Origin of the sequence: Marinobacter sp. NFXS9 (assembly GCF_040148665.1) — a bacterium.
GTDB classification, from domain to species: domain Bacteria; phylum Pseudomonadota; class Gammaproteobacteria; order Pseudomonadales; family Oleiphilaceae; genus Marinobacter_A; species Marinobacter_A mangrovi.
In genome coordinates this window covers 75,631-98,855 of sequence record NZ_JAGDDW010000009.1, presented here as the reverse complement: position 1 = coordinate 98,855, position 23,225 = coordinate 75,631, and the positions used below count along the sequence as shown (strand labels likewise).

At 60.1% G+C, this 23,225-nt stretch carries 16 protein-coding genes; 6 read left to right on the top strand and 10 right to left on the bottom strand.

What is annotated here, in order from left to right; genetic code table 11:
- The first annotated feature begins 9 nt into the window (after positions 1-9).
- Positions 10-957 carry a LysR family transcriptional regulator gene (locus J3364_RS14830; protein WP_349559092.1) on the top strand — a complete coding sequence of 316 codons (948 nt, stop codon included), beginning with the start codon at positions 10-12 and terminating at the stop codon, positions 955-957.
- A gap of 122 nt (positions 958-1,079) precedes the next feature.
- Here J3364_RS14830 and J3364_RS14825 read toward each other — a convergent pair whose 3' ends face one another.
- From J3364_RS14825 to J3364_RS14805, 5 genes are all read right to left on the bottom strand, one after another.
- On the bottom strand, positions 1,080-3,044 hold the full coding sequence (locus tag J3364_RS14825) for a methyl-accepting chemotaxis protein (protein WP_349559091.1): 1,965 nt from the start codon (positions 3,042-3,044) through the stop codon (positions 1,080-1,082).
- 388 nt (positions 3,045-3,432) lie between these two features.
- The gene (gene glsB / locus J3364_RS14820) at positions 3,433-4,365 is read right to left on the bottom strand and encodes a glutaminase B (protein ID WP_502882521.1); all 933 of its coding nucleotides are present in this window, start codon (positions 4,363-4,365) and stop codon (positions 3,433-3,435) included.
- 114 nt (positions 4,366-4,479) lie between these two features.
- Complete coding sequence (locus tag J3364_RS14815) at positions 4,480-5,964, bottom strand: alanine/glycine:cation symporter family protein (RefSeq protein ID WP_349559089.1); 1,485 nt, start codon at positions 5,962-5,964, stop codon at positions 4,480-4,482.
- A gap of 324 nt (positions 5,965-6,288) precedes the next feature.
- Positions 6,289-7,698, bottom strand: coding sequence for a sigma-54-dependent transcriptional regulator (locus tag J3364_RS14810; RefSeq protein WP_349559088.1), 1,410 nt, complete (start codon positions 7,696-7,698; stop codon positions 6,289-6,291).
- Between the two features lie 39 nt (positions 7,699-7,737).
- Positions 7,738-9,423 carry a transporter substrate-binding domain-containing protein gene (locus tag J3364_RS14805; protein WP_349559087.1) on the bottom strand — a complete coding sequence of 562 codons (1,686 nt, stop codon included), beginning with the start codon at positions 9,421-9,423 and terminating at the stop codon, positions 7,738-7,740.
- Between the two features lie 338 nt (positions 9,424-9,761).
- Between J3364_RS14805 and J3364_RS14800 the strand changes: the two genes are divergently transcribed.
- Both J3364_RS14800 and J3364_RS14795 read left to right on the top strand, forming a co-directional pair.
- Positions 9,762-10,511: a substrate-binding periplasmic protein gene (locus J3364_RS14800; protein WP_349559086.1), complete on the top strand. Its 750-nt coding sequence runs from the start codon at positions 9,762-9,764 to the stop codon at positions 10,509-10,511.
- 289 nt (positions 10,512-10,800) lie between these two features.
- The gene (locus tag J3364_RS14795; RefSeq protein ID WP_349559085.1) at positions 10,801-12,453 is read left to right on the top strand and encodes a methyl-accepting chemotaxis protein; all 1,653 of its coding nucleotides are present in this window, start codon (positions 10,801-10,803) and stop codon (positions 12,451-12,453) included.
- Positions 12,454-12,573: 120 nt separating this feature from the next.
- Here J3364_RS14795 and J3364_RS14790 read toward each other — a convergent pair whose 3' ends face one another.
- Positions 12,574-14,520, bottom strand: a complete 1,947-nt coding sequence (locus tag J3364_RS14790) for a sigma-54-dependent Fis family transcriptional regulator (RefSeq protein ID WP_349559084.1) — start codon at positions 14,518-14,520, stop codon at positions 12,574-12,576.
- A 373-nt stretch (positions 14,521-14,893) separates the two neighbouring features.
- On the opposite strand from J3364_RS14790, the gene J3364_RS14785 reads away from it, so the two are divergent.
- Together J3364_RS14785 and J3364_RS14780 are read left to right on the top strand one after the other, a co-directional pair.
- Positions 14,894-16,696: a flavin-containing monooxygenase gene (locus J3364_RS14785; protein WP_349559083.1), complete on the top strand. Its 1,803-nt coding sequence runs from the start codon at positions 14,894-14,896 to the stop codon at positions 16,694-16,696.
- A gap of 246 nt (positions 16,697-16,942) precedes the next feature.
- Positions 16,943-17,686, top strand: a complete 744-nt coding sequence (locus J3364_RS14780) for a substrate-binding periplasmic protein (RefSeq protein ID WP_349559082.1) — start codon at positions 16,943-16,945, stop codon at positions 17,684-17,686.
- A 35-nt stretch (positions 17,687-17,721) separates the two neighbouring features.
- Here the strand turns inward: J3364_RS14780 and J3364_RS14775 are convergent, their stop codons facing one another.
- Together J3364_RS14775 and J3364_RS14770 are read right to left on the bottom strand one after the other, a co-directional pair.
- On the bottom strand, positions 17,722-18,036 hold the full coding sequence (locus J3364_RS14775) for a BON domain-containing protein (RefSeq protein WP_349559081.1): 315 nt from the start codon (positions 18,034-18,036) through the stop codon (positions 17,722-17,724).
- Between the two features lie 136 nt (positions 18,037-18,172).
- A complete protein-coding gene (locus J3364_RS14770) occupies positions 18,173-20,347 on the bottom strand; it encodes a sensor domain-containing protein (RefSeq protein ID WP_349559080.1) in 2,175 nt (724 codons plus the stop codon).
- A 285-nt stretch (positions 20,348-20,632) separates the two neighbouring features.
- On the opposite strand from J3364_RS14770, the gene J3364_RS14765 reads away from it, so the two are divergent.
- Positions 20,633-21,394, top strand: coding sequence for a Crp/Fnr family transcriptional regulator (locus tag J3364_RS14765; RefSeq protein WP_349559079.1), 762 nt, complete (start codon positions 20,633-20,635; stop codon positions 21,392-21,394).
- Positions 21,395-21,403: 9 nt separating this feature from the next.
- On the opposite strand, the gene J3364_RS14760 is transcribed toward J3364_RS14765, so the two are convergent.
- Both J3364_RS14760 and J3364_RS14755 read right to left on the bottom strand, forming a co-directional pair.
- Positions 21,404-21,619 (bottom strand): CsbD family protein, encoded by a 216-nt coding sequence (locus J3364_RS14760; protein ID WP_349559078.1) that lies wholly within the window; start codon positions 21,617-21,619, stop codon positions 21,404-21,406.
- Positions 21,620-22,005: 386 nt separating this feature from the next.
- Positions 22,006-23,142, bottom strand: coding sequence for a sterol desaturase family protein (locus J3364_RS14755; protein ID WP_349559077.1), 1,137 nt, complete (start codon positions 23,140-23,142; stop codon positions 22,006-22,008).
- Between the last annotated feature and the right edge of the window lie 83 nt (positions 23,143-23,225).

Below are 23,225 nucleotides of genomic sequence, written 5' to 3'. Positions count from 1 at the left end.
ACAATCGTTATGGACCGATTTGACGCGATGGCGCTCTTTACCCGCATTGTGGAGAGCCGCAGCTTCACCCGTGCGGCCAATGCCCTCGACATTCCGCGTGCGACGGCTACGCTGGCGATACAGCAACTGGAAAGCCGACTCGGCGTGAGACTGCTGGAGCGTACAACGCGTCAGGTACGCCCCACGGCAGAAGGCCAGGCCTTCTACGAACGTTGCCTCGGCCTGCTTGCCGACCTGGAGGAAGCCGAGGCCGAGCTGCGCCCGGTCGCCAGCAACCCGCGCGGCGTTCTCCGCGTCGAGCTGCATGGCACTCACGCCAGCCACATCGTGTTACCGCGCATCGACGAATTCCGCTCACGCTATCCCCGACTGGACCTGATCTTGACCAGTGGCGATCGTCGCGTGGATCTGGTCGGCGAAGGCGTGGATTGTGCCGTCCGTGGCGGTGTGCCGGGGGATTCCACACTGGTTGCCCGTCGCCTGGCAGTTCTGTCTCAGGTCATCTGCGCCAGTCCGGACTACCTCGCCCGTATGGGTACTCCAAGAACGCCGGAGGATCTGAGCGCGCATCAAAGCGTGCATTTCGTCTCCGGGTACTCCGCGCCGGACGCGGCTCTGGACCTGGTCATCGACGGGCAAACGGTGTCCTTCAACACGGGCGGCTGGCTGGCCGTCAATGACGCGGAAAACTACGTGGTCGGCGGCCTGCGCGGTTGTGGTTTGATACAGCTGCCGCGCTTCCATGTTGAGGCGGCACTGGATCGTGGTGAGCTGGTGGAGGTGCTGGCCGACTGGGAAAAGCCGGCCATGCCCATCCATGCCGTGTATCCCCACCGCCGGCAACTGTCACCGCGAGTACGGGTGTTCGTGGACTGGATGGTGGAACTATACGGAGCGCGCTTCGGGGATGAGGCCGGACCTTCCCCGCGGCCGGCCTACGAGTCAGAAAAAAGGTGAAATCGGGACGCCTTCGTCGGCGCCACTGTCACACCGGAATAAGGCGTTGACCGTCACACATCAGCCGCCACCGGGGCAGCGGCTGACAGGATGCCGTTTCGAGACATCGACCCGTCGTTGCTTCAGGTCCGGAAGCGCGAGACCAGTTGGGTCAGGCGAAGATTCAGGTCGGCCTGATCCGAGCACAGCGATTCGACGCTCTTCGACACCTCAGTCACTTCGTTGGCCGAATCATTGATGGTCACAATGTTACGGTTGATCTCCTCGGTGACCGAATGCTGCTCTTCAGCGGCACTGGCCGTTTGGGTCGAGACATCGCGGATCCGCTCGACGGCATCCTCAATGCTGTTGAACGCCTCCAACGCTTCCCCCGACAAGGCAACGGCGGTCGATGACTCTTCGGCACTCCGAGTCATCGCGGACGAGACATCACTGGTCCGGCGTACCAGGTTGCCGAGTATCTGGTTGACCTCCTCGGTGGACGTCTGGGTGCGTTTGGCCAGGTTCCGGACTTCGTCGGCTACCACGGCAAAACCGCGTCCCTGTTCGCCGGCCCGCGCGGCTTCGATCGCCGCGTTGAGCGCCAGCAGGTTCGTCTGCTCCGCAATGTCCTGGATGGCCGAGAGGATGCTGTTGATATTGCCGGTCTCTTTTTCCAGCTCCACGATCATTTCGTTGGACGAGCGAATCCGCTCCCCCAACGCCTCGACGCTGGTCGCGCTCCGTTTGATGACCTCCTTGCCTGAGAGCGTCGACGCCAATCCCTGTTCCGAAATCGAGGCTGTGTCGACGCAATTGGTGGCCACCTCGTTGGCAGCCGCAGCCATCTCGGTCACCGCCGTCACGATCTGTTCAATCGAAGACATCTGGGTGGAGACGCTCTCGGACAATTCAACGGACTTGGAATTGGTCCGGGTCGAGACGCCTTCCATCTCCTGCGACGTCGCCTTGATGTCTTCAATCATCTTGCGCGTCGACTCGATGAACTGGTTGAACCATTCCGCCAGCTCGCCCACTTCATCCCGGGATTCGACGCTGATGCGCGTCGTCAGATCGCCTTCGCCCTGGGCGATCGTCTTCAGGTTGTCCTTGACCTGATTGATCGGCGTGACTATGCGGCGAGCGATGTAGAGCCCGAGCAGACCGAACAGAACCACCAGGATGGCGCTGATGACGGCCGTATTGCGCCCGACTTCCCAGGCACTGGCAAAGATCTCGCTGGATTGCTTCAGGCCGACGATCTTCCATCCCAGGGATGGAGACTGGTAGATGTTGGCTTCGTAATCGACACCGTCGATGCTCACATCGATAACGCCGGAGTCGGTTTGGGCGATGCGGGAGAAATAGTCCGCATCCATATCCGACAGGGCCTTGAAGTTGTTGTCGGGATTGCCACCATCCACCAGGATCTTGCCATCCCCCTGGATCATCATCAGGTAACCGGTTTTACCCAACTTGACCTTCTGGACCATATTGGTCAGGGATTTGAGGGACACGTCCATGGCCACGACCCCTTCAAAATCCCCCGTCATGTTCTTGAAGCCCTTGATCACGGACACGTAGACCGCGTCATCGGGTTCCCAGTAGTAGCCATCGCGACGGACAAGCGTGTAGTTGCCTTCCTTGCCCATATCGAACCAGGGCCTCTTGCGGGGATCCCAGTCGCCGTAGCCCGCCGTCCCGGGCCACTCGAGGTAGCCTCCGTCCTTGTCGCCCATGTAGACGTAACCCAGCATGGGGTTGTTGTCGCCGATGCCGCTGAACAGATCGAAAATGGCCTTTTCCCGACCGCCATTCTGACGGGCCACTTCGGCGGGTCGCTGCTTTTCGCCGAAGTACTTGGATATCGGGCCCTGCTGCACATTCCGGACCGCTGGCGAATCCGCGAGGAAGGACACCTGGTACCCCATCACATCAAAAAAGTTGCGAAAGGAATCCTCAACGATGGAAATATTGGTGGTGCTGTTCTCGACAAAATCCTGCTCCGCCCGGTCGATGGCGTTGTGGACAGTGAGTGAGGAAACAATCAGAACAGGGAGTAGGGTGGTGCCAAGGAGCGCCGTCAGCAACTTCGACTTGATTTTCATAGCGTGTTCTCTCGCTAGATTGCTTCAGCACGCCTGACAGTCCCTGCCAATTCGCACCGCCTGATCTGCGACGACTCTCCATGGATCGCCGGCTCAGGGCGCCGCCGATCTGAAGAGTATCCGGGGCCCTTAAAGTTCGTCATGCTACTTATCAATGCGCGTAAAATCACCAGCCGGCAGACTGTCGATCCCCAGCTTTCACATGCTTTTACCGTTTTCTGATTGTAGCGGGCGACGGCCAGACCACCACAGGCGTTAACAAAAAACGACATAGTTGTGCCCTGCCCCGGCAAGCGGCGATGCCTGTTCGTCGATTGTGACTGCTCGTGAAGGTTTTCGTGGACTGACCCGGCCTTCACGTGAGGGCGCCTGCCAGAGCATGGCCGCATCACACTGCCAGCGAATCCCCCGGCACGATCGGGGAGGACGGCAGGTAGTCGGAAAGGCGTTCCAACGCATACTGCGCGGCGACGGAGTTGCCGTTCCGGTCGAGCGCCGGGGACCAGGCACAGACGGTAAACCGCCCCGGCACCACGGCCACGATGCCTCCGCCCACGCCGCTCTTGGCGGGCAACCCGACGCGATAGGCAAACTCGCCGGCGGCGTCGTACATACCCGACGTGAAGAGCAGGGAATTCATCCTGCGGGCCAGGTCCGAAGAGATCAGTTGCTGGTTCTGGCAGTGGGCGTAGCCGCCTGTCGCCAGGTAGTTCAATGCCCTCGCCAGGTCCACGCAACTCATCTCAAGCGCACAGCACGCGAAGTAGGCCCGGAGGACATCGTCCACCTCGTTGGCGATGTTGCCGAACGATTTCATCAGGTAGGCGGTTGCGGCATTCCTGGACCGGTGCTTCCACTCGGACGCCAGCACATGCTGGTCGATCAGGATGCTGGCGTTGCCCGAAAGGCTCCGGGCCACATCCTGGATATGCTGTGCGGGTGTCGCATAGGCACTGACAAAGTGATCCGCAACAACCAGGGCCCCGGCATTGATAAAGGGGTTACGGGGAATCCCTCTCTCCGCTTCCAGTTGCGTCAGTGAGTTAAAAGGCATGCCGGATGGATTCATCCCCACCCGTTCCCAGAGCCGGTTGCCGTAGACCTGCAAGGACAGGGTCAACAGGAAGATCTTCGAAATGCTCTGGACCGAAAAGGGCATCTGCGCGTCGCCCGCCTCAAATACCTGGCCATCGTTGGTGCAAACTGCAATACCGAAACGATTGGCATCACGCTCGGCCAATGCGGGAATATAATCCGCCACCTGTCCCTGACCGAGACGGGTCCGGGCTGCCTGATTGATCTCGTCCAGCCATGCCTGCACGTTGTCAGATGTTCCCGTCATCACCCATCCATTCCGTCCAACCCATGCAATCCTTCCGCTCCCCGCCACGGCGGATGGCTGCCCCGCCGACCGACCGGCGGGGCAGCATCACCCTTATCGATAGTCCGCTGTAGCGGCTTCGCCGGGAGCGTAGCCGGATGCGGATCGATGGCCCCGGTCGCGGTTGCGGTCGGCCGGCCAGGCTTCGGGATCCAGGTCCAGATCCGCAAATTGAGTGGCGTCGAAGACCGGTTGCGGTTCGCCAGCGCTTATCTGACGATCGTAGTCCCGCATGATGCGCAAGCCGGGGCGCATCAACATGATCAGGGCGAACAGGTTAACCAGTGCCAGCAGCCCCATGGTGACGTCGGCGAACCCGAATACGGTGTGCAGGTCCGTGGTGGCCCCCCAGCCGCACAACACGATGACAGCCACCCGGAACACGTTGAAGAGCTTCCGGTTCTCGGGACTGAAGAAATTCAGGCTGTTCTCGCCCAGATAATAGTTGTAGAGGATGGTGCTGAAGCCGAACAACAGCAGTGCGATGCTGACGAAATCACGCCCCCATTCCCCCACATGACTGGCCAGGGAGGCCTGAGTCAGCGCCACGCCGCCGATGTCTGCGCCATGTGCCGGGTCATAAGTCGTACCCAGCAGGATGATCAATGCGGTGCAGGTGCACAGGACCAGCGTGTCGATGAACACCGAGAAAGCCTGGACCCCACCCTGGTTCGCCGGGTGCGGGACATGGGCCACAGCCGCCACGTTCGGCGCACTCCCCAGGCCGGCCTCGTTGGAGAACAGGCCGCGCTTGACGCCCATCAGAATGGCGGCACCGATGCCGCCGCCAACAGCCGGCTGTAACCCGAACGCACTCTTGACGATCAGCAGCAGCATGGCCGGTACGTCGGCGATGTTCATGGCCAGCACGACCACGGCAATCATCAGGTAACCCAGAGCCATCACCGGAACCAGTACCTCAGCAACCCGGGCGATGCGCTTCACCCCGCCAAAGATAATGAGGCCGACCAGGATTGCCATACCGATACCGGTGGCCAGTGCCGGTATGCCAAACGCATCCTCGAAAGACACGGCGATCGAATAGGACTGCAGTGCGGTGAAGCCAAAGCCGAACGTCACCAGCAGCAGGATAGAATACAGAACGGCGAGCCAGGTCCAGCGTTTGCCCATGCCCTTGACGATGTAATAGGCCGGCCCACCGCGATACGAGCCATCCGGCTCCGTCTGTTTATAGGTCTGGGCCAGTGTGCATTCGAGAAAGCTGGTGGCCATGCCCATCAGACCCACGAGCCACATCCAGAAGACTGCCCCGGGGCCGCCCAGGGTGATGGCCACGGCGACACCGGCAATATTGCCACCGCCCACGCGGCCGGCGACTGAAAGCAGCAGCGCCTGGAATGAACTGAGATGGCCGTCCTTTTCCCGACTGAAGGCCTGGCCCGACCCGAGGATACGAAACATTCGTCCAAAGTAGCGAAACTGTACGAAGCGCGATTCAACCGTAAAGCCAATACCAACGGCGATCAGCATGGCAATGAGCACCTTGCCCCAAAGAATATCGTTGAGCAGTTCCAACATCAGGAGTCTCCACGTTTTGTTGTTGTCAGCGTGTGCTCCCCGGCAGCGAGAAGACCGGATACAGGGCATCGGCCCCGCCGGCGGCGGCTGTCGGAGAGTCCGGCTTGGGTAGCAAGCGCGGTGCCACCTGGACAGGGAGAATTCAACCTGCTGTTTTTAAAAGAGAAGTGAAAGACGAGGTCTGTCGTGATGAGAATGGAAGTGCTATAACCTGTGGTCGACGACCACTGCCTTACTTTAACTTTACCTTTAACATTCAATAACTTATAAACTGAACGGCCGTTATAGGTGTTGGCGAGGTTATAGGGGTTCGTGAAGCCGGAATCACGAACGCCGTTTGCGGAGACGTTTGCTCAGGGCCGGCTGTGAGATGCCGAGCAGTTGCGAGGCAATCGACTGGTTGCCTTCGGCCCGGGCCATCGCTTCGTCCACCAGCAAATCGGCTACGCTGTCGAGCGTTGGCAGGGGCGCATCGGCCACGAAGACGGGGCGGGGCTCCATGGCGCCGGATTCCGACTCCTCGCTGTTGAAGTGAATCGCCCGTTTGAACACCTCCATCGACAGCATCCGGGATTGGTGGACACTCATGGCGTCATAAACGATCGCCCGTAACTCCCTGACATTCCCCGGGAAATCATAGTTCGACAACAGCACGGGCAATTGGCGGGGCACGGTGGGTTTGACCTTCCCCAGGGCTTCGGCGGCTTCCTCCAGGAAATGCTCCAACAGTAAGGGGATATCCTGTTTACGCTGCCGCAACGGTGGCACATAGACCGGATGGGTGCGCAGGCGATAGTAGAGGTCCTTGCGAAATTCCCCCCTCGACTGTTTCTGCGCCAGATCCTGGTGCGTCGCAACCACGACCCGGGCTCGCAGACGCTTGGGCCGGTCACTCCCCAATGGATAATACTCTCCTTCCTGGAGCAGTCGTAACAGCTTGACCTGCGACGCCACGCTCAGGTCCCCGATTTCGTCCAGGAACAGGGTCCCTTCGGCTGCCTGCTCGATCATCCCTGCCCGCGATGTCTCGGCTCCGGTAAAAGCCCCTCGCTGGTGACCGAACAGGGTATCGGCAAACATGTTGTCATCGAGTCCGGCGACATTGACGCTGACGAGCGGGCCCTTGCGACGGCTCAGCGTATGGACCGCCTGCGCGAAGAGCTCCTTGCCGGTACCGCTCTCCCCACAGATCAGGACCGGCTCGCTGCTGGAGGCCACGGACTCCAGATACTTGAACAACGCCCGCATGCCCTTGTCGTCCGTGACGATCGGTGCAAACACTTCGGGATGTTCCAGGGTATCCGACAGCACCCGCTGTCGGAGCGCCTGGTTCTCCTCGCGTAATTCCTGGAGACGAATGGCCCGCCGGATGCCCTCGATCAGACGGTCCTGCTCATCCGTCTTGACGAAATAGTCGAACGCTCCCTGCTTGATGCACCGGACCGCCGTCTCCACCTGGTTGAGTCCGCTGATGACAATGACGCCGACATCGGGGTGGTCCTCGACAATTCGCGTCAGCAGCCTTTCACCGCTCACATGGGGCATCGTCAGGTCGAGGGTCACCAGGCCGATGCGCTCCCGATCGAGAATATCCAGCACATCGCGGCTGTCCTGGCAGCGAAAGACATTGTTGATACCGCCCCCACGTTCCAGTGCGATGCCCAGGCTACGCAGGAAAGACGGCTCATCGTCCACCAGCAGAATACCGAACGAGGGGTACAGGTTCTTCGTCATCGCGTGCAGCTCCGGTGCTGTGTTATCCAGTCGGGAAATTTATGGCTGTGTCGGTGGGACCGCGGCAACGTGATCGCCCCGGTCAGCGGCCAGCAGCGACACCCGGGCCGTCGTCCCGCCGCCCGGCGTCGAGTCAAAGGTCAGGCTCCCCTGATGCTCCAGTACGATACCGGCCGACACGGACAGGCCCAGCCCAGTGCCTCCCTGATCACGCTTCGTGGTGAAGAAAGGATCGGTGACCCGTCCAATCACATCGGAACCGATGCCACATCCCTGATCCTCGACCGCCAGGCAAACCCACAAATGCCCGGCTTCATCGACCTGACTGAACGTTCTGATGCGAATGCCCTGCTCCGGGTGGTCGAGCGCCTGGCAGGCATTGAGCACCAGGTTAATCACCACCTGCTCAATGCGCTGAGCGTTGCCCGTCACCGAAGGCAGGTCGGCTTCGTAATCGGTCTCAAAATGATCCGTCGCCTTGCGAATCGAATTCTCCACAAGCCGTATCGCGGTATGGACCACGGCGTTGAGATCCAGCGCTTCCCCGAGTTCAGCCGATCCCTGGCGGGAGAAATCCTTGAGATCGCCGACGATCCGCTTGATGCGCTGGCTGCCTTCGAGCATTTCGTCGAGCATCAGCGGGATCTCGTCCCGTACTCGGGAATAGTCGAGCCCGCCCACCGTGAAATCACCGTGCTCGCGGTAATGGGCATCAAGGACTTCAAGACAATCGGCATAGATATCACGCAGGGCCGGCAGGTTCAGCAACAGCAGGCTGCTGGGATTGTTGATTTCATGGGCGACCCCCGAAACCAGGATGCCCAGGGAGGCCATCTTGTCGGCCTGGATGAGCTGCTGCTGTTGCTCGCGCAGGGCCTGGGAACGACTTTCGACCTCGCGCCGGAGAGTCCGGTTCCAGATCACGATCGTGCCGAGGATGAGCAGCAACGCACCGGACACAGCGGCCCCGATGAGGCCGACGCGTTTCCACGGGAACTGACCGGCGTCTTCCAGCGGCCCGAGCCATTTATCGTAGATCTCCTGATATCGCCCGGTGTTTTTGAGGATGGCCAGCCCCTCGGAGAACTGGGCCAGAAGATCTGAATTACCCTTGCGGACGGCGTACCCGTACCACAGCGAAAATGGTCTGGCGACGGGCACAATGTTCGAGAGTCCCAGTTGGCGCGTCAGATAAAGCGCCGGCAGGTTCGCCACCAGTGCATAATCCCCCTTACCGGAAGCCAGCATCCGCAGCGCATCGGCATGGGTGTCGACCGGGACAAGATGGGCACCGACATGATGTTCCTTGAGATAGTCTTCCATGATGTCGCCCCGCTGGACGATCACCGTTTTCCCCCGCAAGCCGTCGACGTCCACGGCGGGATCGCCGCGTCGTGCAAAAATCGACTGATTCACGATGGCATGGGGTGGCGAGAAGTCGAACGTCTTGGCCCGCTCCTCGGAGTACGACATCCCCTGAAGTACATCGATGTCGCCATTGGCCAGTTTCTTCCGCATGTCGGACCATTCACCCAATTCGATCCGGACATCGATCCCCATCACTTCGGCGATCGCCCGGGTCAGCTCCACGTTATACCCGGCGGGCTCGCCATTCTCGTCGATGAACTCATAGGGTGGATGATAATGGTCGCCACCGACCACGATGGTCTGCTGGCTTCGTTCGAGCGGGTTTGCCCCGGCGGAGAACGCTGTGACAATCGACAACACCACTGCCAGCAGCCAAGACCAACGGCCCGCAACGGGCCTCCCGCAAAAGACTTTCATCCGCTCATTCACCCTATCGATGCAACAGCCAGTCTACGACAAATGGACCAGCCTCCCGACACGACTTAAGCATGGCACCCCGGCGTAACAGGCTGTGCAGGGTATCGCCTGACGAAACCGACGGGAAGTCCTGGCGCCAATTCGAGAGCGCCTCTGCAATATCTGGTCCGCTTCATGATGGGAATGGCCACTCAACAAATGGCGTAACGCGGCATGGAGCCATCCGGCAGGAAAGACTACACTTAAAATAAGTGCATTTGCTATTGATGAGAAAATCTTTGCAAACTCACACCCGGATTCACCGATTGCTGACCAGCCTGCTGGGTGTGGGCCTGATTCTCCTTGCCGCCGCCTCCCACGCCGAATGTCGTCTCCGGGTCGGTTGGGACGACTGGCCCCCTTACATCGTTTACGAGAACGGGGAATTCCAAGGGCTTGAGTACGATCTGCTGATCGCCACCGCCGATGCCGCCGGGTGCGAGATCGAGATGCTCCGGGTACCGTGGGTACGGGCCTTGAAAATGCTGGAGAACCGCTCACTGGACCTTCTTTACGGAGCCGGCTACTCGAAAGAGCGCGCCGCATTCGCCAAGTATTCCCTGCCCTATCGGCAGGAACAGTTCGTATTGATGACCCTGGATAACACGCCGTCCACGGCAAGATCGGTGTCCCTGGGTAGCTGGATCCAGTCCGCTCCCGGCAACAGGGGCCGTAACCTGGGACTGTTCCGCGGCGATTTCTACGGCAAGAAGATGGAACGCGTTCTTGAGGACAACCAATCAGCGGTAAAACTGATCCGCCTGGGCAGCAACGAACAGATGGTGGAAATGCTGGCCCGGGGCCGGCTGGATGGGTTCGTCATCGAGGATAGCGTTGCCCAGATGCTGTTAAAGACATCCGATTACCCCCTGAAGCGGCTGATCATCCAGGAACAGGTCACCGACCCGCTGCATTACCTCTTTTCCAGGGACGTTCCCGATGCGGTCGTGGAACGCTTCAATGCAGTAATCCGCAAACACACGCCTTAACGCCCCGGAGTAGCGGCATTCACCAGCGGGAAACGGCTACGCCACATCCAAACACGGTAACAAATCAACTATATATTCCGGCCCTGCAACGGGTTAGCTTATTCCCACAACAGTGCTGGTCCCTCCAGACATAACAGGCGGGCGTATACGGGACACCCGTCACGCCATAGACACCGCCGACGATCCAAACATTCTTCTCATGATCACCGCTCCCGGTCCCACCCGGCGAGCTGTCTTTGTCTATGCATTGGTCACCCGAACCGGTGGCCCCATTTCGAGGAAGCGTGCTTTGATCTTCGACAAAATGACCCTGAAAACCCAATTCGTCGCCGTCGTGGCCCTCCCCTGCCTGGTGTTACTGCTGGTCAGTTGGGCAGGGTTACGGGGGTTGTCCGGCATGCAGGACCAGACCGAGCGTCTGGCCGAGAACACCAGCGCTCCGCTGCGGGCCCTGGCGGAAGTCAATTCGCGGATCCCGCGGATGCGCGTGGGGCTCGACATGATCCTGCTACAGGCCGTGCCGGCCTTGCAGGATCAGAAAGGCGTGATGACCCGCGTCAAGGAAACCCGCACCGAGGACATCCCGGAAATGGACAGTGCCTTGCAGCAGGCCCTGGATGCCCAGGTCAATCCGGAGATCCGGGCCGAGGTACAGAGGCTGATCGACACCTTCACCGCCGTCAAACGCGATGAACTAACGCCGATGCTGAAGGCCATCGAGAGCAACGACATGGACTCGGCCTACCGCATCTACCAGGACGACTATGCCGCCAGCTACGGCGAGATGCGCAAGATCGTGAACGACCTGCTCGACCGGCTGCTCGCCCAGGGCAACGCCAGCTATGAGGCCAGCAAGGTCAATTACCAGAACAGCCGTAACCAGATGATGGTCCTGATCGCCATTGCCCTCGCGGCGTCCATCGCAATGGCCCTGCTGTTCCTGCGCCGCCTCAACCGCCGTGTGGATCGGCTCCAGCGTCATATCAGCACCGCAGCCGATACGCTGGACCTGGGATCGTCGATCGAGTTGAGCGGCCGCGACGAACTGAGCGATATCGCAGCCAACTTTAATCAGTTCGTCGGCCAGATCCGCTCGGCCATCGAGGCGGTTGCCGACAATTCACGCCAACTGGCGGCCACGGCCAATGCCGTCGCCAGCAAGGCGGAATCGACGCACCGCAACTGCATCCACGAGCAGGACCGTTCCACGCAGATTGCCACGGCAATCAACGAGATGGGCTCGACCGTCGAAAGCATTGCCGGTAATGCCTCCGAAGCTGCGCAGGCCGCCAAGGAAGCGGATGAGACCTCCCACGAGGGTGCGAAGCTCGTGGAACTGGCCAGCCGGGGTGTGGCGACACTGTCCAACGAAATCGACCAGGTCAGCCAGGACGTCAGTTCCCTGGCCACCCAGACCGATTCCATCGGCAGCATCCTGGACACCATTCGCGGGATTTCCGAGCAGACCAACCTGCTGGCCCTGAACGCGGCCATCGAAGCAGCACGGGCCGGCGAGCAGGGTCGCGGTTTTGCCGTCGTCGCAGATGAGGTGCGTAACCTCGCCAGCCGGTCTGCGAGTTCAACCGATGAAATCCAGAAGATGATCGACCAGCTCCAGGAGCAGTCGGCGCGGACCGTCGCCGCCATCCACCGGGGTCAGGAACAGAGCCGGTCGGTGGTCAGCCAGACCGAAGAAGCCAACCGGGCCCTGCAGCAGATTACCTCGCACATCGGCCAGATCAGCGACATGAACGTCCAGGTGGCCACAGCCACAGAAGAACAGTCCGCCGTGGTTGGCGAGATCAACCAGAACATCCACGACATCAACCAGTTGACCGTGGAAACGGCGCAGATCGCCGATCAGCTCACCGAGTCCAGCGGCGAGTTGCAGCAACTCTCCCAGACGCTGGATGGACTGGTTACGAAGTTCAAACTGCATTAAACGGATGCCCGGGGTATCGAGACCGCACTGCGGGAAACCGTCAGGTTGCCGGTATCGCCGGATTGGCACGCCGTGATCAAGCGGGCCGCGCGTTGACGGAAGACGCGCGGTAGCGTTGCCCTACTTGCCGGCGTAGCGTGGCTGGACAATGCCCTGTTGCTGCATCCAACGATAGATGGTGGGCCGGGACACCCGATATTCCCGGGCCACCTCGGAAATGTTCCAGTCGGCAGCCTGCAAGGCAGCGCGCAACGGACTGTCGACACCCGGGCCGGCGCTATCCGCCGACGACCCGGCGGGAGACTTGTCCCGCAGGCACTCCTCGGGCAGGTCGTTGACGGTGATTTCGCCGTTGTCACAGGTGGCCTCGGCGAACGTCAGCGCGTTCACCAACTGGCGGATATTGCCGGGCCAGTGGTAGGCCAGCAGCGCACTCATCGCATCCGCCCGCAGACGCACCTCCGGCAGCTGGCCCTGATCGACAAGCCGGGCAAGCACCCGCTGGATGACATGCTGTCGGTCCGCCCGTTGCTGCAGGGAAGGCAAACGGAGCGTGGCGCCATTGAGTCGGTAGAACAGGTCCGCCCGGAAGTCGCCACGCTCGATCCGTTGCTCCAGGTTCTGGTGGGTGGCGGCAATGACGCGGCAATTCACTTTCACCGGGCTGTCCGCACCTACCGGCAGGATCTCCCCCTCGGCAAGAACCCGCAGCAACCGGGTCTGCAGCGGCAACGGCATGTCGCCGATCTCATCCAGGAACAGCGTCCCGCCGTCGGCCTGCTGGATCAGCCCCCGCATGCCCCGGGAGCGCGCGCCCGTAAACGCTCCGGGCGCATAGCCGAACAGTTCACTTTCGATCAGGGATTCCGGTATCGCGGCGCAGTTCACAGCAACGAACGCGTGCCGGGCACGACGGCTGGTTTCATGCACCGCCCGGGCCAGCACTTCCTTGCCCGTGCCGGTCTCGCCCAGGATCAGCAGCCCCACGTCCCGGTTGCGCAACCGCTTGGCCAGCCCAAGCGTGCGGCGCATCACCGGATCGTCCGCCGCCAGTGCGTCCAGCTCAAGCACGCTCTCTTCCGTTGCCCGGCTTACAGCCGACACGGAAACCGCATTGCGATGGCGCGGCTGGATCAGGGCCGCAAAGACAGTCTCGCCACTGGCGGCATGGCGAAACGCCTTGACCTGGTCGTCGTGGTCGTACGGAATGCTCCAGATGTCCTGAAGGTCGCATTCGAACACGGTCGTCACGTTGGAGGGCCCATCCGCCGATGCTTGCGGCTTGGCCATCAACCCCCGGGCGGCCGAGTTGGTGGCCTCGATCGCCCCTTCTTCGGAAATCGCAAACAGATACTGGCCGTTGACCTGCACGAACTCCCGGGAGGTATCGCAGCGGAAGATCATTTGATGGCGATAACGCCGCAGGAAGTAGGCGTCCTCGATCATGCGGGCGTAGAGCTGGGTCAGGTGTAACGCGAAGTTTTGGCTGCTGCGGGCATGGGGCGAGTCCAGCGCCGAAATGTCGAGCACGGCAAGCAGGTTGCCGGCCGGATCGCGAATGGGCGCCGACGTGCAGGTCAGGTTGATGTGGGTGGCGTCGAAGTGGTCCACGCGATGACAGGTCAGTGCCTGCTGTTCCTGGATGCAGGTGCCCACGGCGCAGGTGCCGGCGTATTGTTCACTCCAGTCGGCCCCCAGGTAAAGGCCGGCCTTGCGCAGGAGCCGGTCGTAGCGATTGTCCCCAAGGTACTGCACGGTAATCCCGCGGTGATCGGTCAGAAGCAGGACGTAGCCCAGTTTGGCAATTGCCCCATAGAGCTGCTCCACGCCGGCCCGCGCCACGTTCAGGAATTCGTCCACCGAGTCCTGGTGCTCCCGCAGCGTCTGCTGCGTCACAATGCGCGCACTGCGGGGACGCGCGGGATCGAGGCCGTATTCTTCGATACAGCGTTTCCAGGAACGGCCGATCAGTTCCATGCCGGTGGGCCAGTCGGCCGGGGCGATATCGCCGGCGACGTTCAGGACGGTGTCGATGTGACGCCGCCGTTCAAGCTGCTGGGTTGTCATGCGGGCTCCTGCATCACTCCGGTGTTGTTTTTGTCGTCCACGAGAGATACTGCTCCAACACCTCACCAGCATACGCTGGCTGCCCGAGAGTGCGACATCCTTCCTTGGTACCAGTCGCGGTTTTACAGGTGTTATCCCTTTTCCCCACCGGCATTACAGGTGTAACGCCCGGAGGGGCCCCGCGACCAACCTGCTTCCCGTACCCAGCGTCAATGGATTTCAAAATTCCTCCGCATAATCAAGAGGCTGTCGCCCAGGGACGACACCCAATGACGGTTTGGCACGCCAACTGCTGAAGCCCTGTCGACACCGGTCATTCCCAAATCCCGATCGGACCGGGCTCACAACAACAAGACAACCCTGGAGAACCGTCATGACAGAAACAGCACGAACCCCGACCCAGGTCGCCCAGCAATGGCTGGATGCCTTCGAGGAAGTCCTTCAATCCGACGAGCCGGCACAGGCCGCCAACCTGTTCGAAGACTACGGCTTCTGGCGCGACCTGGTCGCCATGACCTGGAACATCAAAACCCTGGAAGGTCGGACAGCCATCCGGGACATGCTTGAACACACCGCCAAACGGACCCGCCCCTGCCAGTGGCGCGTGTCCGAGGACGCTACCGAGCAGGACGGCGTGACCGAGGCGTGGATAACCTTCAAGACCGAAGACGCCCTGTGCAAAGGCCATCTCCGCCTGCGCGACGGCCAGGCCTGGACCCTGTTAACCACCATGCAGGAGCTGAAAGCGTTTCCCGAAAAACGCAACTTCCTGCGACCCAAGGGCGCCCAACACGGTGCCAGCAAGTCCCGCCAGACCTGGCTGGAAGCGCGCCAGGAAGAAGAGCGTGAACTGGGCTACAGCCGCCAGCCCTACTGCGTCATCATCGGCGGTGGTCAGGGCGGCATCGGTCTGGCGGCCCGGTTGCGCCAGCTTGATGTGCCCACCATCGTCATCGAGCGCAATCCCAGGGCCGGCGATTCCTGGCGCAACCGCTACAAGTCACTGTGCCTGCACGACCCGGTCTGGTACGACCACATGCCCTACCTGCCCTTCCCGGAGCACTGGCCGGTGTTCGCGCCCAAGGACAAGATCGGTGACTGGCTGGAGATGTACACCCGGATCATGGAGATCAATTACTGGAGCTCGACGGAATGCACCGGCGCCCGCTTCGACGACGATCGCCAGGAGTGGGTGGTCGACGTGGTTCGGGACGGCGAAAGGATTACCCTGCACCCCAAACAGCTGGTGCTGGCCACCGGCATGTCCGGCATCCCGAACATCCCCGATATCCCGGGAATGGAATGCTTTGAGGGCGAGCAGCACCATTCCAGCAAGCACCCGGGCGGCGAGGCCTATCGGGGCAAGAAGTGCGTGGTGCTCGGTGCTAACAACTCTGCCCACGACATCTGCGCGGCACTCTGGGAAAACGACGCCGACGTCACCATGATCCAGCGATCCTCGACCCACATCATCAAGTCCGACACGCTGATGGACCGGGTCCTGGGCGGCCTGTACTCCGAGGAAGCCGTTCAAGGCGGCATGACCACCGAGAAGGCAGACCTCACCTTTGCCTCCATTCCATTCCGGATCATGCCGGATTTCCACATTCCCGTTTACCAGCAGGTGGCTGAACAGGACGCCGACTTTTACCGACGCCTGGAAGAGGCCGGCTTCATGCTCGACTTCGGTGACGACGGCTCCGGTCTGTTCATGAAATACCTGCGCCGGGGTTCGGGCTATTACATCGACGTGGGCGCCTCCGAGCTGGTGGCCTCCGGTGACATCAAGCTCAAGAGCGGCGTCAGTATCGAGCGCATTAACCCTCGCTCGGTCACCCTCACTGACGGCACTGAATTGCCGGCGGACCTGATCGTCTACGCCACCGGCTTCGGCTCCATGAACGGCTGGGCCGCCCGGATCATCAACCAGAATGTGGCCGACAAGGTCGGCAAATGCTGGGGAATGGGATCGGACACCACCAAGGATCCGGGCCCCTGGGAAGGCGAGCTACGCAACATGTGGAAACCGACCCGGCAGGAGGCACTGTGGTTCCACGGCGGCAACCTGCACCAGTCACGCCACTATTCCCTGTACCTCGCCCTGCAGTTGAAGGCCCGCAAGGAGGGGCTGAAGACTCCGGTTTACGGGATGGAAGAGGTGCATCACCTGGCCTAGACCATGAAACGGACTGGTCCACGGATCAGTCCGTCCCCGCTCTCCAGACGCCGGTTCGACCGCTGAAACCCCGGCTCATTCCGGTTTCTACGAATTGACCCGCAACCCACTCCATGGGCCACTTTCCCCTTGCGTTTCAGCATGTTGTGAAAATGTAAAGAAGCAGAAACCGGCCTATCCGACTGAACGCCCGTTCACTATGATGCCGTGCTCTCATTACCGTCATTTCATTATTGGAGCGAGTTCATGAAAGGAAGAGTCGGGCTGATACTGGGTCTGCTGCTGATGACCGGCTGCGCCACCGCCACTGAGGAACTGCGGGTCTACACCGAGCAATACCCGCCCTACAACATGACCAACAACGGCATGCCGTTTGCCCATTCGGCCGACGACATCACCGGGCTGTGTACCGATGTCCTGAAGGCTTTGCTGGCCAAGACCGACCTGAAGCACAGCATCAAGCTACGCGACCTCAGTTACGGCCTGAACCGGACGGAAGAGCATCCCAACCACGCGATCTACTGCGTCTCCAAGACCGATGAGCGCGCGCCGTTCTTTAACTGGGTCGGTCCCCTGTCGTCCATCAAGTGGACCCTGTTCGCCAAACCGGGATCGTCCATTGAACTCGATGACCTGGACGACGCGCGCAAGTACCGCATCGGCGGCTACAAAGGCGACGTCATGACGAACTACCTGAAGGAAAAGGGCTTTGATGTGCTGGCCATCAGTAACAACGGCCTGAACGCCCGTCGTCTGGTGGAAGATCAGATCGACCTGTGGGTAGCGGATGGCCTGGCCGGCCCCTACCTGGCGGCGGATGCGGCGGATGTCACCAATCTCAAACGCGTATTGGTCTTCAAAGAGACGCCCATGTACCTGGCAGTCAACAAGGACTCCGATCCGGACATACTGAACGCCCTCAATGAGGCCTACCGGAAGCTGGTTGAGTCCGGCGAGAAGGAAGCGATTTCCCGGGCCTACGGTCTCTGACGTCAGCTCGACAACACCGGAGCGTCAACAATGGCTTACTTGACCCGTAAGTCATTGGTCACCGACTTGACGCCGCCGACGCTCCGGGCCACTTCGGCCGCTCTGCTAACGTCTGCTGCGCTTCCGACAAAACCACTGAGCTGTACTTCGCCTTTGTAGGTTTCGACATTGATTTCAGTGACGTGCAAGGACGATTCACTGAGGATCGCCGTTTTGACCTTCGTCGTGATGACGCTGTCATCCAGGTATTCACCAGTACCTTCACGACTGGACGTGGAGGCACATCCGGCGGCAAAAATCATGGCCAACACGGCGACCGCGACGAGCAGCCATTGATGGAATCTGTTCATCTGATTGTCCTCAAGACTCGAATTGGATGGAGCCGGCAGACGCGCGCCTCAACAGACAGACCGTTCTGCCCCCCATTCACAGCAGAATATACCCGCCGATGTGCGGCGTCGGTGCGCTGGCGTACATGACCGCTCCTTATCTTGTGGCGGACGAAGGCAGCAAATGCTGTTCGAACTGCTCGGGCAGCAAGGGCCCGCTGAAATAGAAGCCCTGGGCAATGTCGCAGCCTCCGGCACGCAGGTAGTCGAGCTGCGCATCGGTCTCGACACCTTCAGCGAGGGTCTTCAACTTAAGGTTCTGGCCCATGCCAATAACGGCCGTCACGATAGTGGCGTCGTCCTCGTCAATGATGATGTCTCGGACAAAAGACTGGTCGATCTTGAGCGTTTGCACCGGAAATCGCTTGATGTAGCTCAGACTGGAGTAACCGGTGCCAAAATCGTCGATGGCCAGCTTGATTCCCATGGCGTCCAGGGCGTTGAGGGTATTCACCGAGACCTCCGAATCGAGCATCAGCAGACTTTCCGTAATCTCGATCTGGACGTACCGCGCGTCCACGCCGGTCTCATGAAGGATACGTTGGACCCGTTCTGCGAAATGGTACTGATTGAACTCAACGGCTGAGATATTGATGGCCAGCGGCACGACTGCCAGCCCCTTATCCAGCCAGGCCCGGATCTGCCGGCAGGTTTCGTGCAGAACCCAGTGACCGATCCGGATAATCAGGCCGCAATCTTCAGCAATCGGAATAAACTGACCGGGTAACAACAAGCCTCGTACAGGGTGGCGCCAGCGAATCAGCACTTCGGCCCCGATCATGCTGTCTGTTGCGAGTTCGATCTGGGGCTGAAACACAAGCTCGAACTCTTCCTGGCGAAGCGCACGGCGCAGCCCACTCTCCAGGTTCAGTCGCTCGATGGCCCGTATGTTCAGTTCCGTTTCGAAAAACTGGTAGTTGTTCCGCCCCTGCGCCTTGGCGTGATACATCGCCGTGTCGGCATTCTGCATGATGGTATCGACATCATCACCGTCAGTCGGGAAAACGCTGATGCCAATGCTGAGGGTAAGCTGTATTTCATGGCCTTCCAGTAACTGGTCTTCTGTGAAAACCGACATCAGTTTTTCCGCCACCCGGGCCGCTTCACTGGGGCCGGCTATTTCAGCCAGCAGAACGACAAACTCATCACCACCCTGGCGGCTGACGGTATCCGTATTGCGCACGCATTGAACCAGCCGTCCGGCCACGGTCTGAAGCACTTGATCGCCCACCGCGTGCCCCAACGAGTCGTTAATTTTCTTGAAGAAATCCACATCTAAAAATAACAGCGCCACCTGTTTTCCGTGCCGACTGGCCTGCCCGATCGCCTGTTCAGAGCGCTCGGCCAGCAGGGCGCGATTGGGCAAGCCCGTCAGGAAATCGTGATGGGCCAGGAAGGCAAGCTCGCTCATCATGGCGCGCGGCTGAGTCACATCGTGGAACACAATGACAGCGCCGATCACCTCGCCATACCGGCCATGGATGGGCGATGCGGAGTCTTCAATGGGGGCTTCACGCCCATCGCGCTGCACCAGCACGCAATCCGTTTCGAACTCAACCATTCGATCCTCATGCATTGCCCGCACCGCCGGATTTGAGGCGGGCAAACGTGTCTGGCTTTCGATCAGATGGAGCACCTCGGCCAGAGAGCGTCCCCGGGCCTCGGCCAGGGACCAGCCGGTCATGCTTTCAGCCATCCTGTTCAGATAGGTCACATCCCCACGGATGTCCGTCGTCAGCACGGCGTCACCGATTGCATCGAGTATTACTTCCGTGCAGGCGCGTTCTTCGAACAGCGTTTTTTCTGAAGTGCCCAGTTGAATCCCGAGGTGTTTCTGATCGGAGATGTCCTCAAGCATGTGAATCTGCCCCAGCACCGTGGAAACGGCCTGACAGTCGACGATATTGATCCTGACCCAGACGGTTTCACCGTCTGGTCTCAACAGACGGGCTTTCATTCGCAAAACGGTCTTGTCGGTAGGGTCAGACTGTCGGACATTCGTCACGTACTGGCGATCAATGGGATGTAGATAGGACAGTTCCGTCCTGCCCAGCGACTGCTCGGCAGACCGGCCCGCCAGGGTTTGAAACGCCCGGTTCGTATAAATGCACCGGTTATCGGCGTCAGTCACCCAAATGCCCAGTGGTGAGGTATCAATCGTCGTTTCGAGAAAGTGCTTGAGACTACGCCCGGTCAGGCCCTGATACTGGCTGCACAGCACATCCCAGGCGTGGGCCGGGTCGGGAAAAAGATTGCATTCAGCGTTATCCATAGCGCAACCACTCCACTGGAATCCGGATGGCGCCGGTGGTCACCCACCGTCCGTCAGGCTTTATAGAGGCAAGTTATCAGCCGGGGGTTTGGCCGGTCTGTTCGTTGGGGAACATTGGGCCCTGTCGAAAGCTCGGGGTTATGGACATGGTCTGCTCCAGACCCATGCCCGGCTCCCTAGACGACTATGGATTCACCGAAAGCCTTTTTTCGATACCGAACAGAACCGGTCTATATTTCATCTATACTTTTAAGACCATTGATTGAGTTCTGGATCCGCTGACGCATGGATGATGCAAAAAACGCTGCCCCTGATCCTCGGCAAAATCACATATTGGCGGAACTGCCTGAGGACGCATTCCGTCGGCTTGAGCCCCACCTGGAGCTGGTCTCAATGCCTCTCGGCAAAGTCCTGTACGAATCCGGCGACACCCTGCGGCACGTCTACTTCCCCCTGGACTGCATCGTGTCGCTGCTTTACGTCATGCGTAGCGGTTCCTCCGCCGAAATCTCGGTCGTCGGGAACGAGGGGCTGATTGGCGTCGCCCTGTTCATGGGTGGAGAAAGCACGCCCAGCCGGGCCATCGTGCAAAGTGGCGGGTCGGGCTATCGCCTGCCTGGGCAGCAGTTGAAAGACGAGTTCAATCGTCACGGTGAACTGATGAATCTCCTGTTGCGGTATACCCAGGCACTCATCACGCAGATGGCGCAGACCGCCGTCTGCAATCGCCACCATTCCATTGACCAGCAGCTTTGCCGATGGCTGTTGCTGTCACTGGACCGTTTACCAGGCAATAAACTCGTGATGACCCAGGAATTGATCGCCAACATGCTCGGCGTTCGACGGGAAGGCGTGACTGAAGCAGCAGGCAAGCTGCAGAAGCTCGGTGTCATCGAGTACAAACGCGGTCATATCTCGGTGCTGGATCGGCAAAAACTCGAACAGCTCAGCTGCGAGTGCTATGCCGTTGTCCGTCAGGAAACCGAACGCCTGTTACCGTACACCTTCATCGCACCGAACACGAAAATAGACCCAACGGCCCGTTAACCACTGCCGTCATACCTTGTGTTTTTCAAGGAATTCGTTGACCTGACGGGCCGCTTCATCACGTTCGAGGCCGTATCGCTCCTGGATAAGTCCAGTGAGTTTTTCCTGACGACCTTCGACTTTCAACAGTTCATCTTCCGTGAGTTCGCCCCAGGCCAGCTTTGCTGCACCGACCTGCTGCTTCCACTTGCCCTTGACACGCCATGATCTGAAGAAATTCATCATCAGTCTTTCTCCTTGCTCATGAGGTCATCGTCGCCCCTGGCGGCCTCTGGCCAATCCGGCGATGCCTTGGGTCCACTTCGGGGAGTCAACGGCCGGCTATCGACTGTTCCGCCGGTCGAGGCGGCCGGTAAACGATCCCGTTCTGAGCCGTCGCCGCCGGTCGATATAGGTTCACTCTGCGCCTGCGATGGCTGGCTGTAATGCTTCATCGTCATCACTCCTGAAGACGCCTTTCCGCGAAACCGAAAAGGCTGTTCTCCAAGCTAGACGATCGGGCCCACAACGTCGGTGCGCTAGCACACCGAGCTCAAGATCAGGCGCTCGACACCATATGACACCTTACCCGAAGCCTCGCGCGTCATCCCCGGCAGCCCGTCCATCCAAGATTACTGCCGCGAACGTCCTTTCCCCCAACTCCGGAAGGGGTACCAGAACTGCCCCACAATGCCTTCCGGAATATCATCAGACACCGTGCCGTATCGGCTCGCCAGATGCTTGGGCAGATACGCCGTCCGGAAAAGCACATCGTAGATGGGCAGGAAACCGGCGTAGTTCCGGTCGATCGCGGCATCTTCCGACGAGTGGTGCCAGTGATGGTATTCCGGCGTCGCCAGGATCCAGCGCAGGACCGGAAAGCGGAAGCGCACATTGGCGTGGATGAAGATGGCGTGGAACGAAATGAAGATCAGGTAGGCATACACTGCCGACGGCGCGAAGCCCAGCACGAAGATGGGCAGGTAGCCGGCAAAGCGGTTCACCAGGATTTCCAGCAGGTGCAGGCGGGACGACGCCAGCCAGTTCATCTGTTCGGTGGAGTGGTGAATGGCGTGGAATTTCCACAGCGCCGGCACTTCGTGCATGGCTCGGTGGATCCAGTAGGTGCCCAGGTCCACCACCAACAGGATTTCGATGAACTGGAGCCACAACGGCTGGCTGGCAATCCAGAGCTGGAAGTCCCAGGTGGTGACGCTGTGCAGGAACACCTGGATGGGAATCACCGTGAAGAAACTGATCAACTGGACGCCCATGTGGCTCAGCATGAAATACTTCAGGTCCGTGATCCAGCCCTTGCGCAGGATGCTCTGTTGGCGGTCCTTGGGAAAGGCCCGCTCCAGGGGAATGAACACCAGGGCCAGGACCACCAGTGTCAGCACGAAATAATCCAGCCCGACATACAGGCCGCGACTGTCAATGTCCGGTGCCTCAATGCGACCGGACGCGAGCAACGCCGCGGTCAGTGCCAGGATCATACCGGTGAGCCCATAGCCGGGGGACTCATGGCGAGCCATGGCGTAGAGCCCGAAGCCGGCGCTGATGGCGATGCTCACCTGCAATGCATAGCGCAACACCTCCGGGTTATAGGCGGCCCGGAATTCGGGCATGGTGAGCAGCTCCGGCATCAGGAAGCAAAGAGCGCCCAACAACGCCATCGCCCCAAAGAATATGGACACGGTGGCACTGCCCTTGCCCTGCCCCGGTGTCAGATCGACGTCCTCGTACTTCTCCCTCAAGCGCCGGCTCATATTCGCAAACTCCCTTTATCGCGAATGAAAGGACGGAATCTATCGGAATCGCCATAGTCGGTCCAGCCATTCGTGGACCGGCG